The 17396-nt window shown below is 42.0% G+C and carries 13 protein-coding genes; 7 read left to right on the forward strand and 6 right to left on the reverse strand.

Annotated features, from left to right (window positions below; all coding sequences use genetic code 11):
* Positions 1 to 14: 14 nt before the first annotated feature.
* The gene (aspS, locus tag I3249_RS08965; RefSeq protein WP_238069685.1) at positions 15 to 1841 is read right to left on the reverse strand and encodes an aspartate--tRNA ligase; all 1827 of its coding nucleotides are present in this window, start codon (positions 1839 to 1841) and stop codon (positions 15 to 17) included.
* A 374-nt stretch (positions 1842 to 2215) separates the two neighbouring features.
* Between aspS and sohB the strand changes: the two genes are divergently transcribed.
* The 5 genes from sohB to I3249_RS08990 all read left to right on the forward strand — a co-directional run bounded on the left by sohB (position 2216) and on the right by I3249_RS08990 (position 7995).
* Positions 2216 to 3196 carry a protease SohB gene (gene sohB, locus I3249_RS08970; protein ID WP_160021877.1) on the forward strand — a complete coding sequence of 327 codons (981 nt, stop codon included), beginning with the start codon at positions 2216 to 2218 and terminating at the stop codon, positions 3194 to 3196.
* Between the two features lie 258 nt (positions 3197 to 3454).
* On the forward strand, positions 3455 to 4705 hold the full coding sequence (locus tag I3249_RS08975) for an acyl-CoA dehydrogenase family protein (RefSeq protein ID WP_238069686.1): 1251 nt from the start codon (positions 3455 to 3457) through the stop codon (positions 4703 to 4705).
* Between the two features lie 241 nt (positions 4706 to 4946).
* Entirely contained in the window at positions 4947 to 6191 is a 1245-nt protein-coding gene (locus I3249_RS08980) for a phosphotransferase family protein (RefSeq protein ID WP_238069620.1), read from the forward strand.
* Positions 6192 to 6239: 48 nt separating this feature from the next.
* A complete protein-coding gene (locus tag I3249_RS08985; protein ID WP_238069621.1) occupies positions 6240 to 7004 on the forward strand; it encodes a histidine phosphatase family protein in 765 nt (254 codons plus the stop codon).
* Positions 7005 to 7125: 121 nt separating this feature from the next.
* Positions 7126 to 7995 (forward strand): SDR family oxidoreductase, encoded by an 870-nt coding sequence (locus tag I3249_RS08990; protein ID WP_269137235.1) that lies wholly within the window; start codon positions 7126 to 7128, stop codon positions 7993 to 7995.
* 89 nt (positions 7996 to 8084) lie between these two features.
* On the opposite strand, the gene I3249_RS08995 is transcribed toward I3249_RS08990, so the two are convergent.
* The 5 genes from I3249_RS08995 to I3249_RS09015 form a co-directional block, all read right to left on the reverse strand.
* A complete protein-coding gene (locus I3249_RS08995) occupies positions 8085 to 9785 on the reverse strand; it encodes an AMP-binding protein (protein WP_238069622.1) in 1701 nt (566 codons plus the stop codon).
* A gap of 641 nt (positions 9786 to 10426) precedes the next feature.
* A complete protein-coding gene (locus I3249_RS09000) occupies positions 10427 to 12124 on the reverse strand; it encodes an AMP-binding protein (protein WP_102092868.1) in 1698 nt (565 codons plus the stop codon).
* A 461-nt stretch (positions 12125 to 12585) separates the two neighbouring features.
* Complete coding sequence (gene fetB, locus I3249_RS09005) at positions 12586 to 13362, reverse strand: iron export ABC transporter permease subunit FetB (protein ID WP_238069624.1); 777 nt, start codon at positions 13360 to 13362, stop codon at positions 12586 to 12588.
* A gap of 147 nt (positions 13363 to 13509) precedes the next feature.
* Positions 13510 to 14346 carry an ATP-binding cassette domain-containing protein gene (locus I3249_RS09010; protein WP_238069626.1) on the reverse strand — a complete coding sequence of 279 codons (837 nt, stop codon included), beginning with the start codon at positions 14344 to 14346 and terminating at the stop codon, positions 13510 to 13512.
* Positions 14347 to 14352: 6 nt separating this feature from the next.
* Positions 14353 to 14904: a thioesterase gene (locus I3249_RS09015; RefSeq protein ID WP_346268582.1), complete on the reverse strand. Its 552-nt coding sequence runs from the start codon at positions 14902 to 14904 to the stop codon at positions 14353 to 14355.
* Between the two features lie 241 nt (positions 14905 to 15145).
* Between I3249_RS09015 and xthA the strand changes: the two genes are divergently transcribed.
* Both xthA and argJ read left to right on the forward strand, forming a co-directional pair.
* Complete coding sequence (gene xthA, locus I3249_RS09020) at positions 15146 to 15970, forward strand: exodeoxyribonuclease III (protein WP_238069630.1); 825 nt, start codon at positions 15146 to 15148, stop codon at positions 15968 to 15970.
* Between the two features lie 191 nt (positions 15971 to 16161).
* On the forward strand, positions 16162 to 17385 hold the full coding sequence (gene argJ / locus I3249_RS09025) for a bifunctional glutamate N-acetyltransferase/amino-acid acetyltransferase ArgJ (RefSeq protein ID WP_238069632.1): 1224 nt from the start codon (positions 16162 to 16164) through the stop codon (positions 17383 to 17385).
* Positions 17386 to 17396: the final 11 nt, after the last annotated feature.

The raw sequence follows: 17396 nt of genomic DNA on the forward strand, positions 1-17396 counted from the left end.
CATCATCAAACGATTTATTCAGCAGGCTTGCTGGTATCAGCCTGTGCTTTTTCACGCACACGGATACCAAGCTCACGTAGTTGTTTGCTATCAACGCCAGCAGGTGCTTGGGTCAGTGGGCAATCAGCCGTTTTGGTTTTTGGGAAGGCGATAACGTCACGGATAGAGCTTGCGCCTACCATCAACATAATCAAACGATCCAAACCAAATGCTAGGCCGCCATGCGGTGGTGCACCGAATTTTAGGGCATCAAGTAAGAAACCAAATTTGTCTTCAGCTTCTTGCTCACCGATACCCAAGGCTTCAAGTACAGCTTGCTGCATATCGTAAGTATTGATACGTAAGCTACCACCACCAATCTCAGTACCGTTCAATACCATGTCATAAGCGATAGAAAGGGCAGACTCTGGGTTATTTTTCAACTCTTCAACTGAGCCTTTAGGCTTAGTGAACGGATGATGCATCGACGTCCAGCGACCATCGTCAGTCTCTTCAAACATTGGGAAGTCAGTTACCCAAAGTGGGGCCCATTCACAAGTCGTCATTTCAAGATCTAGACCGATTTTTTGACGTAATGCACCAATCGCATCATTCACGACACTGGCTTTATCCGCACCAAAGAAGATAATGTCGCCATCTTCTGCAGCAGTACGCTCGATCAAGCTCACAAGCACGTCATCAGTCATATTTTTGATGATTGGAGACTGTAGGCCTGACTCTTTATCCACACCGTTGTTGATGCTGCTAGCGTCATTGACTTTGATATAAGCCAAACCGCGTGCGCCGTAAATACCAACAAACTTGGTATAAGCATCGATTTGCTTACGGCTTAATGATGCGCCACCAGGGATACGTAGGGCAGCCACACGACCTTTAGGATCGCTAGCAGGACCGGCAAATACCTTAAAGTCGACATCTTTCATCAAATCTGCAACGTCAACCAACTTTAGAGGAATACGTAAGTCAGGCTTGTCTGATGCATAGTCACGCATTGCTTCTGCGTAAGTCATGCGTGGGAACTGTTCAAACTCAACGTCCATCATTGTCTTAAACAAATGCTTGATAAGGCCTTCGTTGATGTTCATGATTTCTTCTTCGTTCAAGAAAGACGTCTCGATATCCACTTGAGTAAATTCAGGCTGACGATCGGCACGTAAATCTTCATCACGGAAGCATTTAGCAATTTGATAATAACGGTCAAAACCTGACACCATCAATAGTTGCTTAAATAGCTGTGGTGACTGCGGCAGGGCAAAGAAGTTACCTGGACGAGTACGTGATGGTACAAGATAATCACGCGCACCTTCAGGCGTTGCACGAGTCAAGATAGGTGTCTCAACATCCAAGAAACCATGATCGTCTAAATAACGACGAATCGCTGACGTTGCCTTGGCACGGAATACCATACGCTCTTGCATTTGCGGACGACGCATATCAAGATAACGATACTTTAGACGCAGGTCTTCAGATACAGTCGTTTTTTCGTCATTCAATGGGAATGGCGGTGTTTCAGATTTAGCCAGTACTTCAATTTCTTTGCCCAATAGCTCAATTTGGCCACTGGTCATATTATTATTTTCAGTACCTTCATAACGACGACGTACGCGGCCAGTTATCTTTAGCACGTATTCAGGACGTACAGCATCAGCTGCTGCGAAAGCTTCTGGGGTATCAGGGTCGACCACGACCTGTAAGATACCAGCGCGGTCACGCATGTCTAAGAAAATCACGCCACCGTGATCGCGACGACGATGTACCCAGCCTACGATACTAATGGTTTGCTCAAGCAAGCTCTCGGTTACGGCTCCGCAATACTCGTCTCGGTATTCGCTATGCGTCATAGTGCTTTGCGTCATAATATGGTTATCCAGTTATCAGCCCAATTCGAAGTACAATAATGCAGCCATTGTTGTGCGTTTCAAGCTATTTGCAAAAAAAACACACAAACAACGCGATTAAGACATATGGTCATCACGTTGGCTGCAGAAAATTTGATATAAACGCATATTATGCCTAATCTGCCTTTGTTATACAACCGGCTGAGTTCAATCAAAGAACGGGAGTCTGTAAGTATCTGAGGTATTTATTCTGCGTTATTTATATTGGGTTAAATATTGTCATCATGCTTGAAAACACCGCTTAGTGTGCACATATCAACCGCACGCTAATAAAAACAGCCATATCAATATATTTACTGACTTGAGGATTTGTAACCATGCTATTTCATCCCCCTAAAAACCCTGTCGAGCTTAAAATACGCCACTTAAATGATGCTCAAAAGCAGCGCCGTGAAGATTTGATGGAAGCCACCCAAGGCAAAGCTGCCCTCAAACAGTTCAAAAAAGTCATGGCCAAAAAAGCTAAGCAAGCATTGAAAGCAAAAACTAAAAATAAGAAAAAACATACTGATGATAAAGCACAAGTTTTTGTGCTCGATTTTGATGGTGATATCAAAGCAACTGCGGTCAAACATTTGCGTGAAGAAATCAGTACTTTAATTAGTACCGCAAATAAAGGTGACGAAGTTATCGTCCGTCTTGAATCAGGCGGCGGTCTGGTACACGGTTATGGTTTGGCCGCAGCGCAATTGGTTCGCCTAAAGGATGCTGGTTTAAAACTGACTGTTTGTGTTGATAAAGTCGCAGCGAGCGGTGGTTATATGATGGCTTGTGTTGCAGACAAGGTAATAGCAGCACCATTCGCTATCATTGGCTCAATTGGCGTGGTCTCACAATTGCCAAATTTCCATAAATGGCTAAAAAACCATGATGTAGATTATGAGATGTTTACCGCAGGTGATTACAAGCGTACGGTGACTGTATTTGGTGAAAATGATGCCGAAGACCGTGCCAAATACCAAGAAGAACTAGAGCAGACGCATGAGCTATTCAAGCATTTTGTTAATACATATCGTCCAGAACTCGATGTTGCCAAAGTAGCTACGGGTGAGCATTGGTATGGCGAAGATGCGTTAAAGCTTAACTTAATTGACAGTCTACAAACTTCAGACAGCTATATTTTAGAGCGTATGGAAGACAACGAAGTGTACGCACTTTATTCACGTCAGAAGCCGACGTTAGCAGAAAAGCTAGGATTGGCTCAAGCAGCAGAAGCGACACTGAGCATGGCTGTAGATAAATTACCTGATGCACTTGCACGTTTTGATTTGAATAGTCGCTTAAATATTCTGAAATAATGTTAGTTATCATTATGATAGTTAAATAATGGTATTTCAGCGCTCAGAAGTTTTTGGATACATTGTTTATATTTTGTAAAAGGCGTGGCCTAGCTGGTCGCGCCTTTTTGCTGTTTATTGACAATTGCTGTGTTATAAATGTAGCACACGGAAAACAGTATACGTGCGTACACTAAAGCTCTAGTAGAGCTTTTTATCAACATTTGATTTAGACAATCAATAAAGAAAAGGAAGTCATTTATGTCTAACGACAATTTAATGTTTACCGCAACAGAACATGGTCAAGCCATGCATGCCAAAGTCAAATCGTTCATCGAAACGAATATTGAGCCTATCGAAGCCCAATTCTGGGAAGAGTGTCATAAGAAAAACCCTGATGGTAATTGGAAAAACTGGGAGTGGCCAGAAGCCTACGAAAATCTGCGCAAGCAAGCACGTGAAGAGGGCTTGTGGAATTTATTCTTGCCAGATGACACATTAGGTGCAGGACTGTCAGTCACTGATTATGCGCCTATTGCAGAATTGACTGGTCGTAGTTTGCTAGCACCTCATGTATTTAACTGTAATGCACCTGACAGCGGTAACATGGAGCTGTTATGGCGTTATGGTACTCAAGAGCAGCAAGACAAGTGGCTTACCCCAATCCTAGAAGGTAAGACACGCTCTGTGTTTTGTATGACTGAGCCTGATGTGGCGTCAAGTGATGCAACCAATATGCAAGCAACAGCAGTAGTAGATGGTGATGAGATTGTCATCAATGGTAGTAAGTGGTGGTCATCTGGTCTTGGCGATCCAGCGGTTGATGTCTTGATTGTGATGGCATATACCGCGGATGAAAGTGCAGACCGTCATCATCAGCATTCGATGGTGCTTGTACCAGTCAACACTCCGGGTGTAAATATTAAACGTATGCTTAAAGTGTTTGGTGATTATGATGCACCGCACGGCCATGGTGAAATTAGCTTCGAGAATGTGCGTGTGCCAGTCAGCCACTTTATTGGTGGACCTGGTAAAGGCTTTGAGATTGCACAGGGTCGTCTAGGGCCAGGCCGTATCCATCATTGCATGCGCTGTATCGGTGCTGCCGAAAAATCTCTTGAATTAGCAGTCAAGCGTGGCATGTCACGTACTGCCTTTGGTAAGCCATTACTACAATTGGGTGGTAACTTTGAGCGTATCAGCGAGGCTCGTATCAAAATCGACCAAGCACGCTTGCTCACATTGTACGCCGCCCAAAAAATGGATGCTCAAGGCACCAAAGCAGCATTGACTGAAATCTCTGCTATCAAAGTAGTGGCGCCAACTGTATTGCAAGAAGTAGTCGATATGGCGATTCAGATTCATGGTGGTATGGGCGTGTGTCAAGATACCTTGCTACCGAATTTCTACGCGCAAGCACGTGTACTACGTTTGGCAGATGGTCCAGATGAAGTACATAAAACCATGATTGCCAAACTAGAACTAAAACGTCAGGGCTTTAGTCGTTCTGCTAAATCTGACAAAGCTTAGTCTTAAGTTTGATTCTAACAAACGGTTGTGTGAGTTAGTTTTGATTTGCTCACGCAACTATCAAGAATAAGCCAATCAAAATGCTAATTAAGAATTCACTATTAACAACTTAGTAGTGAATTTTTCATCACTAAAGCGAGTCCTCATTTCAAAAATAGCGAGAAGAATGAGATAAATTGAATTGAGAACTGGCTCGCATATCTGTTATAAAAATAAATGACCACATGATAAGGAATGTCTCATGGCAACTGATAATAAAGTACTAGACAAAGGCGGTGCCGTACGCGAAGGTGAAGAGCTTGATGCCAAAGCAGTAAGCGCATGGCTTCGCGGTCAAGGCGTCGACGTGGTAGGCGAGCCTACGGTCACTCAGTTCTCAGGCGGCGCATCAAACTGGACGTATCGACTACAGTATGAGGGTGAAGATAAAAACCAAGACCTCATATTACGTCGTCCACCAAAAGGTACCAAGGCAAAATCTGCCCATGATATGGTGCGTGAGTACACCGTTCAAAAAGCATTAAAAGATGCTTATCCTTATGTACCTGAGATGATTGCGCTATGTACGGATGAAGCTGTTATCGGCGCTGACTTTTATGTGATGGAGCGGATGGAAGGTATTATTCCTCGTGCAGAATTACCAGAAGGTATCGATCTAAATCCTGAGCAAACGCGTCTGCTTTGCACCAATGTATTAGACGCTTTGGTAGAGCTGCATCAGATAGACTATACCGAGCATCCTGATTTGGTCAATTTGGGCCGCGGTGAAGGTTATTGCGAACGCCAGATCAGTGGTTGGGATAAACGTTATGTCAAAGCAAAGACACCTAACGTACCGAGCTTTGCACTGGTTAGACAATGGCTTGCTAAGCACACGCCTGCTGATAGCAAAACTTGTATCATTCATAATGATTGGCGCTTTGACAATGTCATACTTGATGCAGAAGAGCCGACCAAAGTTATTGGCGTGCTCGATTGGGAGATGGCAACCCTTGGCGATCCATTAATGGACTTGGGTAGTGCGTTAGCTTACTGGATTGAAGAAGATGACAATATCATCATGCAGCAATTCCGTCGTCAGCCAACACATTTAGAAGGCATGATGACACGTGATGAAGTGGTTGAATATTATCTAAAACAGTCAGGTTTAGAGATAGATAACTGGACCTTTTATGAAGTGTTCGGATTGTTCCGCCTCTCAGGCATTATTCAGCAAATCTACTATCGTTATTATCATAAGCAAACCACCAATCCAGCATTCAAAAATGCTTGGCTCGTTATACATGTCATGCATGCTAAATGTTTGAAACTAATTGCGCAATATGAAGGCGAAGCCTTATTCAATGCGCATGTTCAGCCGCATTTAGAAGACATAGGCGTAGATGCTGCTGCTATCGAGCAGTTACCAAGCCCTGTTCAAAAAGTGGTCAAAAGTATTTTACCAAAAGGTTATTTTGCAAAAGCACCTGACTCTCCTGAAGCGTAAGCATTCAGCAAACCGTACTTTAGCAAATATGATAAAAGGTAATAATTTATGACAACCATACTTTTAGCACGTCATGGCCAAGCGTCTTTTGGACAAGAAAACTATGATCAACTCTCAGAGCTAGGTACTGTCCAAGCCCAAATGTTAGGTCAGCACTATGCAGCCACACAGCGCCGTATTGATGCCATATTTACCGGTAGGTTGGTTCGGCAGCAAGACTCAGCACGTCATTTTTGGGAGCGTTACCAATCGTCTGTACATGTTAATAATAGCAATGGCATAGCTGTTGCGCCCGCAATCAACTTTGATCAGCCTGATAGTTATATTCTGCCGCAGTTTGATGAGTTTAATCATAAAGACGTGTTTGTTAAGTCAGCAGAGGCATCTGGTAATCGATCTGACATCTCAGCTGAAATCGCCAAAGCAGAATCGCCAGCGACACGACTGGCTGAGCTATTTGATCAAGCGATGCAGCGCTGGCATGCTGGTGACAATGACCAAGATTATATTGAAAGTTGGCCACAGTTTAATGATCGTGCACAGCAAGCGCTTGAACAAGTGCGTACAAAAGTAGCAAATATGAGCTTAGATCAGGACAGTACCGTGCTCGTATTCACTTCAGGCGGCGTTATCGCTGCAATCACTGCACAGTTATTGCGACAAGGTAGTCAGACTGCTTATCAGCTGAATAAAAGCTTGGTCAATACGGGTGTGACCTCTATTACTTTAAAGAATCAAAGTTCTCGCTTGTTGTCTTTAAATGAATACAGTCATTTATTCTCTGATGGTAAACCATTCGTGACATGGCGATAAATTTACATATGACTTGCGAATAATGTAGTGTCATATCTGCTTAAAGTATAAGCCTTATCGACGTTTATACTAAGAAATACCGATTTGATTCTGTGTAATATCGATATACAAAGGACGGTACATGCAAAATAAATTAATAAAATTGGTTGCTAAAAGTGCGCGCCATAGCAAAAACCAGATAGTAGGCGCGGTTCGACCTACAAGCTATCTAAAAGACCTGAGTAAGCAGCAAGTAGGCACAGGTAAAACGGTGCTTATCACAGGTGCCAGTTCAGGTCTGGGCGAGGGCATGGCCAGACTGTTTGCTAGCCTTGGCTACAACTTGGCCATATGTGCGCGTCGCACTGATCGTTTAGAGCATTTAAAGTCTGCGATGATGCAGAAGTATCCTGATATTCGAGTCGAATACCAAGCACTAGATGTGAGTGATTACGATACGGTTTTTCAAGTATTTGATGCTTTTGCAGATGACTTCGGTAGCATTGAGCGAGTGGTGGTCAATGCAGGTATTGGTGATAGCCGCCGCATTGGTAAAGGGCATTTTGAAACCAATCGTCGCACTGCTGATGTCAATTTTGTCGCCGCACTGGCACAGTGTGAAGCCGCCATGAATATCTTCCGTGCTCAGAACAATGGCCATTTGGTCGTGATATCGAGCATGTCAGCCATGCGTGGATTGCCTAGGCATCTGACAACCTATGGTGCAAGTAAAGCTGGCTTGGCTCATTTAGCAGAAGGCATTCGTGCTGATATGCTTTTGACCAATCTTCCTATCAAAGTTTCTACAATTTACCCGGGCTATATTCGCACCGAAATCAATGAAGGGTCTAAGCCATTACCATTTGAAGTCGATACAGATACTGGTACTAAAGCCATTGTCGCAGCTATCGAAGCGGGCGTAGATGAAGCCTGTGTACCGAGCCTGCCTTGGTCTATGGTCAGTCATGCGATGAAGCACTTGCCATTACAAGTAATGAATAAACTAAGCTAATCAAATTGGTTTTCCTAAGGTAGAAAAGAAGAAGCCCACTATTATTGTAGTGGGCTTCTTCTATTTGCTCTGAAATAGCAGGGCAAGTATTACAACGTTTGAGGATTATTTGACATATGCTGTTCACGAAGTTTTTGACGTAGTATTTTACCAACATTACTCTTTGGTAGTTCACTAACAAACTCAATATGACGTGGACACTTATAACCAGTCAAATTGTCCAGCGCAAATTCTTTAATGACTTCTTTAGTGACGTTATTATCGGCAGGTACGATGTAAATTTTAACCGCTTCACCTTGATTTTCATCAGGAATGCCAATTACGGCGCAATCGACAATACCATCACAATCAAGCATGACAGATTCGATCTCATTCGGAAATACATTGAAGCCTGAAACTAAGATCATGTCTTTCTTACGATCTAGTAGAGTAAAGTAGCCTTTCTCATCCATGCTAACGATATCACCAGTGCGGAAGTAGCCATCGCGAGTAAAGTCATTGCTATTGTCTTTATTAAAGTATCCTGACATGACGTTTGGACCTTTGATACACATCTCGCCTGCTTGATGCATGCCAACACGCTCACCGTTTTCGTCAACCACGATAATATCGACACTCGGTACAGGTATACCAATAGTACCGTTGAACTTGCGGTCAGTGATAACGTTGGCAGTACCACCAGCCACGCCTTCAGTCATACCCCAACCTTCAACCATAGGGCAGCCAGTCACTTCTAACCAACGTGCTGCGGTTTGCTCAGTTGCCGCCATACCACCAGCTTGAGTGATACGTAACGAGCTAAAGTCCAAGTCTTTAAAGTTTGGCTGGTCAAGTAAACCTTTAAATAGAGTGTTCACAGCAGGGAAGATGTGGAACGGTTGTTTTGATAAGGTTTTGACAAAACCTGGCATATCGCGCGGATTAGGTACTAGGATAAAGGTATAACCTGAACGCATACCTAGCAAACTCAGCATGAATGCGAATATATGATACAGCGGTAAAGCCATAACCATATTGATATATACCTCATTAATACCTGAGGTCACAGGACGATACCATGCCTCTGATTGCATAGCAGCAGCAACGACATTACGTTGTGTTAGGACAGCACCTTTAGATAATCCAGTCGTACCACCTGTATATTGCAAAATCGCTTTTTGTTGTAGGGTGGTTTTTGGTGCTTGAATAGGTAGGTTTTTTCCCTTTTTCAATACTTCAGGGAATTTAGTGACATTGTACTTAGGATCATTTAGATTGTATTTTGGAACCAAGCGTTTGACCTGACGGATGACTGTATTGACCAAAATACCTTTTAAACCCATCATATCGCCCATTTTCGATAGCACGATACGTTTGATATTGGTCTCTTCAATGACTTGCTCTAAAGCCTGGGCAAAATTATCCACAACAAAAATAACCTGAGCGCCCGAGTCGTTCAATTGATGACGTAGCTCACGGCCTGTATATAGCGGATTGATAGGTGTACAAACGTAACCTGCACGCAGAATACCAATCATAGTCGGTAGGTATTGTGGCACGTTCGGCATCATCAGAGCCACTACGCTGCCTTTAGGTAAACCTTGAGCCTGTAACCATGCTGCTACTGCTAGTGAAGCGTTATCAACATCACCATAAGTATGCGTCACACCCATACAGATAGTCATCGGATGCATACGAAAGCGGTTAAAACACTCTTCATATAACTCTATGAGGCTTTCATACTGATCAGGATTAATCGTCTTGGGTACATTTTCTGGGTATTGAGCAAGCCAAGGTTTATCTACAGTCATGATTAGCGTCCTTAAATATTAAAATAAATTAAGGCTCTATAAAAAAGTAGTCACATCCATGTCAACAATTTAAATCGCTGTTCCGTTAGCAAGAAATTGTCGAGTGCTATCCTATATGTTCACATACTGCTAAAATACGGGGCCCTTATAAAGTTTGATTTAATCACAGAGCATAAATAGCTCATCAGATTAAAAAACCAATTAATGTTTTGGTAATGAAAATAGCTACTAGTAATGCTGCTAATCAATCGATATGAATCATAATTATATAAGATCAAAATAACAGAAAGTATAGTGACACATTTTGGCAATACATTAACATAACTACAACCGTGCCTGTTATTCTTATACAAGAACTTGATAGTTTACAGTTAAATTTGATAAATGAAATAATATATGTTGAATAATCAGAAAATACCTAGACAAATAATTTACTTTCTTATCAAGTAATTAACATGAAATTTATTCAAAAAATGTCATATAACTGAATATGAAAGTAGATTTGTAGTAATTATAATAGAGAAATTTTATAGTTGAATGACAGAAAATAAATATACAAAAAGGGCATCTTACAATTACTGTAAGATGCCTTTAGTAAAAATAAATTCATGCTTTTAGAATTTTTTAAAAATTGTCTCTATTTATACTTGAGGGTAGTCTGCATTGTGTTTTTCACGCAATTTTTGACGCAGTACTTTACCGACATTACTCTTTGGTAAGTCGCTCACAAACTCAATGTGACGTGGACACTTATAACCCGTTAGATTGTCTAACGCAAAATCTGTAATCACTTCTTTGGTAACATTATTGTCTTCAGGTACTACGTATATTTTGACCGCTTCACCTTGATGACTATCAGGAATGCCAATTACCGCGCAGTCAAGAATACCATCACAATCAAGCATCACGGACTCAATTTCGTTTGGAAATACATTGAAGCCTGAAACCAAGATCATGTCTTTTTTGCGATCTAGCAGTTTAATATAACCCTTGTCATCCATGCTGACGATATCACCAGTGCGGAAATAACCATCACTAGTAAAATCAGCACTACTGTCTCTATTTAGATATCCAGAGGTTACGTTAGGGCCTTTAATACATAGCTCGCCCCCTTCGTTTAAACCTACATGCTTGCCGTCTTCATCGATAATAATGACATCGACACCAGGGGCTGGTACACCGATAGTACCGTTAAACTCACGATTGGTAATAACGTTGGCGGTACCAACTGCAACGCCTTCTGTCATACCCCAACCTTCGATCATCGCGCAGCCCGTCACTTCTAACCATCGATTCGCAGTTTGCTCAGTAGCCGCCATACCACCAGCTTGTGAGATACGTAAAGAGCTAAAGTCCAAATCTTTAAAGTTAGGATTATCGAGCAATCCTTTAAAGAGGGTATTAACCGCAGGGAAAATATGGAACGGTTGTTTTGATAAGGTTTTAACAAATCCAGGAATATCGCGTGGATTAGGGACTAGTATAAAGGTATAGCCTGAACGCATACCAAGTAGGCTAAGCATGAATGCGAATATATGATACAGCGGCAGCGCCATCACCATATTGATATACACTTCGTTAATTTCTGATGTGATAGGGCGAGTCCATGCCTCGGATTGCATCGCTGCTGCTACGATATTACGCTGTGACAAAATAGCGCCTTTCGAAAGACCTGTGGTACCGCCTGTATATTGTAGAAATGCTTTTTGATCCAAAGACATTTTTGGTTGCTGAAAAGGTAGGTTTTTACCTTTTTTCAATACTTCAGGGAATTTAGTGACATGGTACTTAGGGTCATTGAGATTGTACTTGGGTACTAAGCGTTTGACCTGACGAATAATCGTATTGACCAAAATACCTTTCAAACCCATCATATCGCCCATCTTCGATAGGATTACACGTTTGATAGCTGTTTCTTCAATGACTTGCTCAAGCGCTTGGGCAAAGTTATCAACCACAAAAATTGCTTGAGCACCAGAATCGTTCAGCTGATGGCGTAATTCTCGGCCAGTATATAGTGGGTTAACAGGGGTACAAACGTAGCCTGCACGTAGTATTCCAATCATGGTGGGCAGATACTGTGGAACGTTTGGCATCATGAGAGCGACGACACTACCTTTTGGCAAGCCTTGATTCTGTAGCCAAGCAGCGACTGCCATTGAAGCATTATCAATATCACCATAAGTATGAGTCACTCCCATACAAATGCTCATTGGATGTCCACGGAAGCGATCGAAGCATTCTTCGTACAGCTCCATGATGCTGCTATATCTATCGGGATTAATGGTTTTTGGCACACCGGCTGGATATTGAGAAAGCCAAGGTTTGTTCGATATCATAGTTAGCATCCTTGCGATTTGATATAGGCTAAAGTATTTTAAGAAGGTATTTGTCAATCTATCAATAGTACAAACCACCACTTATTTAGGTGGTATATACCATATTCAATAGCATCCCTGTCTATTGATTAATAGCTAGTCTTTTTGCTGCTATAACAGCATTCTATTTAATGAGTATTTAGATAAAGCATTAAATAGAACAAACAAATAAAAAGTTCAGTAATGAAAATAATGCTCGTTCTAAAACTATTTATCTACAACTTACAAATAAAGTATCAAAAAAACGATACATTTAAGCAATACATTAGCATGAATTTAGTCTAAAACAATAACAGTAAGCGATACTGAGCAGTACATATATTAACTTATGAGAATATATTAACTTTGTTATTTCATAAACGAAGTATTAGATAATTAATGTTGGTAAGCTAATAAAATACAAACGAATGCAGATGCCAAAATTATTGCGGCAAAATAAACTGATCTTTTTTATTAAAGAAACGTCGATAGATGAGTAATGCACTAATAGTGCAGCCAAGTGTGCTGCTGACACATATCAGGAACATAGTGACTATTTGATAGCGTACGGCTTGAGTGGGATCGGCGCCCGCTAGGATTTGACCCGTCATCATGCCTGGTAAGCTAACAATACCGACGACTAGCATAGAGTTTAAAGTTGGGGTCATGCCATTAGTGATAGCTGCTTTTATCTGCTCATGGACGGCTTCGAATGGTTTAGCAGATAGACTGAGCATCATTTCGATACGTCCAGATTTCTCATGAAAGGATTCAATCAATTGATTACTTGTCAAAGAAATGGCAGTCAGAGAGTTCCCTAATATCAGACCCAATATAGGAATAATGAATTGCGGTGTATACCAAGGCTGCACATTCAAAATCGCTATAATCGCAATCGCCGTTACTAGTATTGCTGAGATACCGACTGCCAATAATGTATCTGTTAATAACCCTTTATAACTGCGTTTAACGCGATTTTTGGCGGCACTTCCTGCAATTAAAGTCATGATCGTTAAGATAAGTAGCACTTCATACCATTGTTCACGTGCAAAAATCCACGCCAGTATCAGCCCAATAAAGCTAAGCTGTATAATCGTACGAAGTGCCGCTATCAAAAGGGTCTTGCTGAGCTTTAAACGTAAGCGCCAAGAAATGAGTAGTACAATGATAATTAGGCTGCTAGCAAGAGCGATATCACTATAAGTGAGAAAAATTTGCATATCATTCGTACCACTCGTATGAGCTTATTTAGGAAGTAATTATGGTAATAATACAAGGTTAGGGTTGAAGTTATTAACGTGCTAAATTGTCTGAGCAACTATACGACGACTTACTCATTTGATTAGATATTCTTGTATAAAAGTTCTTCAAGAGTCTGCAATGAGCACACCTGCTTGCATATGCCAATGTCTATTTGCCAAAGGCATAATATCTTTTGTGTCGTGAGTCACCCATAGGAGTGTGCGCTGTGCATCTGTGTGCAACCAGTTGATAAGTAAGTTGACTAGCTGTGCTGAAGTGTCCATGTCCAAAGCAGCAGTTGGTTCATCTAGCAATAGAACTTGTGGACTAAGCTGCAATAGACGCAATGTATTGACCAGTTGACGCTCGCCACCAGATAAGTGCTTGGCGTCTTGTTGCAAAAAGTCTGCACTTCTGTCCAAATGTTCAAGCTGAGCAATATGCCAGTCTCTATCAAAAGTCTGCGACTGGTGAGCGTGCAATTTATAAGGCATTTGTAAGTTTTCAAGGACACTGCCGTCTAACAACTGTGGGTGCTGAGCGAGTAGGGCAACTTGCTGGCGCCACAGTACAGGTGCAGTCTCATGAATATCGTGATAAACATTACTTGACGTGCCATCATCCAAACGAACAGTACCACCGCTCATTGGCAATAATCCTGCTAATATTCGCAATAGTACTGATTTACCGCTACCAGACGCTCCAGTCAAAACAGTGACTTGCCCTGACAATAGCGTACCGCTCGCATCGCTTATTAGCGTTCGATCATGAGTTGATGGCTCTTTATCCAGTGGAGTGTTTGCGGTTAGCTTGCTTGTCCATTTTTGATAAATGCTAGACGGCATAGAAGGTTTTTTCAGTGCTTCTTTGCTATCTTTAATGCTATGAGTACGTATCGTTCGTTGGCTATGTACCCATAGATTATCAAATTCAAGCAACACTCTATCCGTATCTATGCTCATAGCGTTCTACTGCTGACCATTCACTTGCTCGTCGATAGCTTGTTCGATCGTAACGCGCAGTTTTTTTGGTACACGAATAGGACGCATTGGTGGGGTTGTCGCTGAAGTATCTGGTTTATCGCTGCCTATTTCATCATTACTCATCGGCTCTGGTTTGACGAGATTTTGTACGCAGGCAATAACGATTTTGGTGCTGCTTAGTAGCTGGCTATTATCTGTTTCGGTAGAGCCATGATTTGGTAAATTGCGATAGATACTTTGGTAAAATATGATGCTGGCAGGTTTTAGCTCCACTTTATCAATACGTACGCTGATCACCTCATCTAATAGAATGGCTCTTTTGTATTGCAAGTCTGCCTGACTCACGACAAAATGCTGTACTTCACCACTATCAGTCTGTAAAAAATACCCATTTAATTCCAGTTCAGTAAACCAGTCGCGTCGGCAGTTTTCAAAAAACACCAAGTGATTGGCGTGATAGACTATACCGCCAGCATCAGTATGGTTAATATAGACGTTATAATCTTTAGCAAATAATGGTTTGGTGTCATCATTCATGGCTGATGTCGTATTTTTTTGCTTAATTGTTGTCATAGTGATGCTCGATATTCTTAATAAGTATTGTTGAATAAAAGTGTTTCAGATAGACCAATAATAGATAGTGCTTATAATAGAGTTACTCTAGCTCAAGATATCAGGCCATGCAACCGCTAGAGCCGCTTACATTTGTTATCATAGTCGTTTATATTTCACCCATTTATAGAGCGCTATATTCCAACCAATCAGTATAGGACAGTTTATGACCCGTTTTGTCAGTTTTAACATCAATGGTATCCGTGCACGACAGCATCAGCTCGAGGCGGTGCGTGAGGTAATCGATCCTGATGTCATGGGCCTACAAGAAACCAAGGTTCATGATGATCAATTTCCGCTTAGCGATATCGAAAGCCTAGGCTACCACGTCGAGTATTTTGGGCAAAAAGGGCATTATGGCGTTGCACTATTATCCAAAGCTGCACCTATATTCGTACAAAAAGGCTTCCCTGGCGAAGATGAAGAAGCCCAAAAGCGTTTTATCCATGCACGTTATGAGTTTGAAGGTCGTGAAGTAGATGTGCTCAATGGTTACTTTCCGCAAGGAGAGAGCCAAGATCACCCGACTAAATTTCCAATGAAGCGCGCTTATTATGCCAATTTAATGGCTTATATTGATACGTTAAAAGCGGAAGGTCGTTCGATTATCGTCATGGGTGATATGAATATTGCACCAGAAGATATCGATATTGGTATTGGTGAAGTTAATGCCAAGCGTTGGTTGAAAAACAGAAAAACCTCATTTCTGCCAGAAGAGCGTGAATGGTATTCGGCATTGATGTCACGTGAGCTGACAGATACTTACCGTTTGCATTATCCCGAGAGCACCGAGTTATATAGTTGGTTTGATTATCGTAGTCGCGGCTTCAATGATGAACCTAAGCGCGGGTTACGTATTGATCATATCCTATGTACCTCAGACTTAATCGATAAATGTATCGATGCTGGTATCAGCTATGAGCTACGTGCTATGGAAAAACCATCTGACCATGCACCGATTTGGTCGGCATTTGACCTAAAGAAACCGTAATACTTATATACTGTGATACTTATATGTAGTCAATCTCATGTCAATTAGATACGATGATTAGCTTGTTCAGACTGCTTATTGTAGTGCTGTGGCTAGTTTTCCTTGCATCTGAACTGTCTTGAACTGACTGTAGTGTTTATCACTTAGTATTTCATAAATAACGATAAAAATTGAAAAATAAGGATTTTATTATGGCTGTTGGAAATGTATCAGTACCTGACGTTATCTATCCTATCGACGGTATCAAGCTCAGTGCCACAGCGGCAGGCGTTCGCTACAAAGACCGCGATGATTTAGTAGTCATCGAAATATCTGACAAAGCTACTACTGCGGTTGTAACCACTAAAAACACCTTTTGCGCCGCGCCAGTGCGAGTATTGCGTGAGCACTTTGCTAAGGTTAGTCCGCGCTATTTAGTCACCAATACAGGTAACGCAAATGCAGGTACGGGCGCTGATGGTAAGCGCCGCGCTATTGATATCTGTACAGCATTAGCTGACAAAGCCGGTGTAGATACCAATACGATATTGCCATTCTCTACCGGTGTCATTGGTGAGCCGTTAAATAGTGATGCGGTTATCGCAGGTCTGGATAATGCATTGGCTAATCTAGCGCCTGATAGCTGGCTAGCCGCTGCTAATGGCATTCGCACGACAGATACCATTCCTAAATTAGCCAGCCAAAAAATTGATGTAGCAGGTACTAGCTATCATGTTACTGGTATGTCTAAAGGCTCAGGAATGATACGCCCAAATATGGCGACTATGCTGGGCTATGTGGCGACAGATGCTAATATCGCTGCTGACTTATTACAAGAGATGCTAAGCGCTATCAATGAGCAGTCTTTCAACCGCATTACTGTCGATGGCGATACCTCAACCAATGATTGTTGTGTGTTGATTGCAACAGGTGCTGCTAGCTCAGAGGTGATTGATAGTCCAGAGCACCCACATTATCAGCCTGTATTCGATGCATTGGCTGATGTGTTCGTCCGTCTGGCACAATTGATTGTGCGTGATGGCGAAGGCGCTACTAAATTTATGACGGTCAAGGTGACTGGCGGTCAAACCACGCAAGAATGCTGCGATGTGGCTTATGCAGTCGCACATTCACCCTTAGTAAAAACGGCATTCTTTGCTAGTGATGCTAACTGGGGACGCATATTAGCAGCAGTGGGCTATGCTGGTATCGAAGATCTAGACACAGAGCAAGTCGATGTGTATCTAGACGAGGTAATGATTTGCCAAAATGGCGGTGTTGCACCTGACTATACAGAAGAGGCGGGCAAAACAGTCATGAGCCGACCTGAGATTACTATCCATATCGATCTTGCACGTGGTGATGCTAGCGATACCGTATATACCTGCGATTTATCATACGATTACGTCAAAATAAACGCTGATTATCGTAGCTAGTCATTCTTAAC

The organism is Psychrobacter sp. Ps1, from assembly GCF_022129425.1.
Lineage (GTDB): Bacteria > Pseudomonadota > Gammaproteobacteria > Pseudomonadales > Moraxellaceae > Psychrobacter.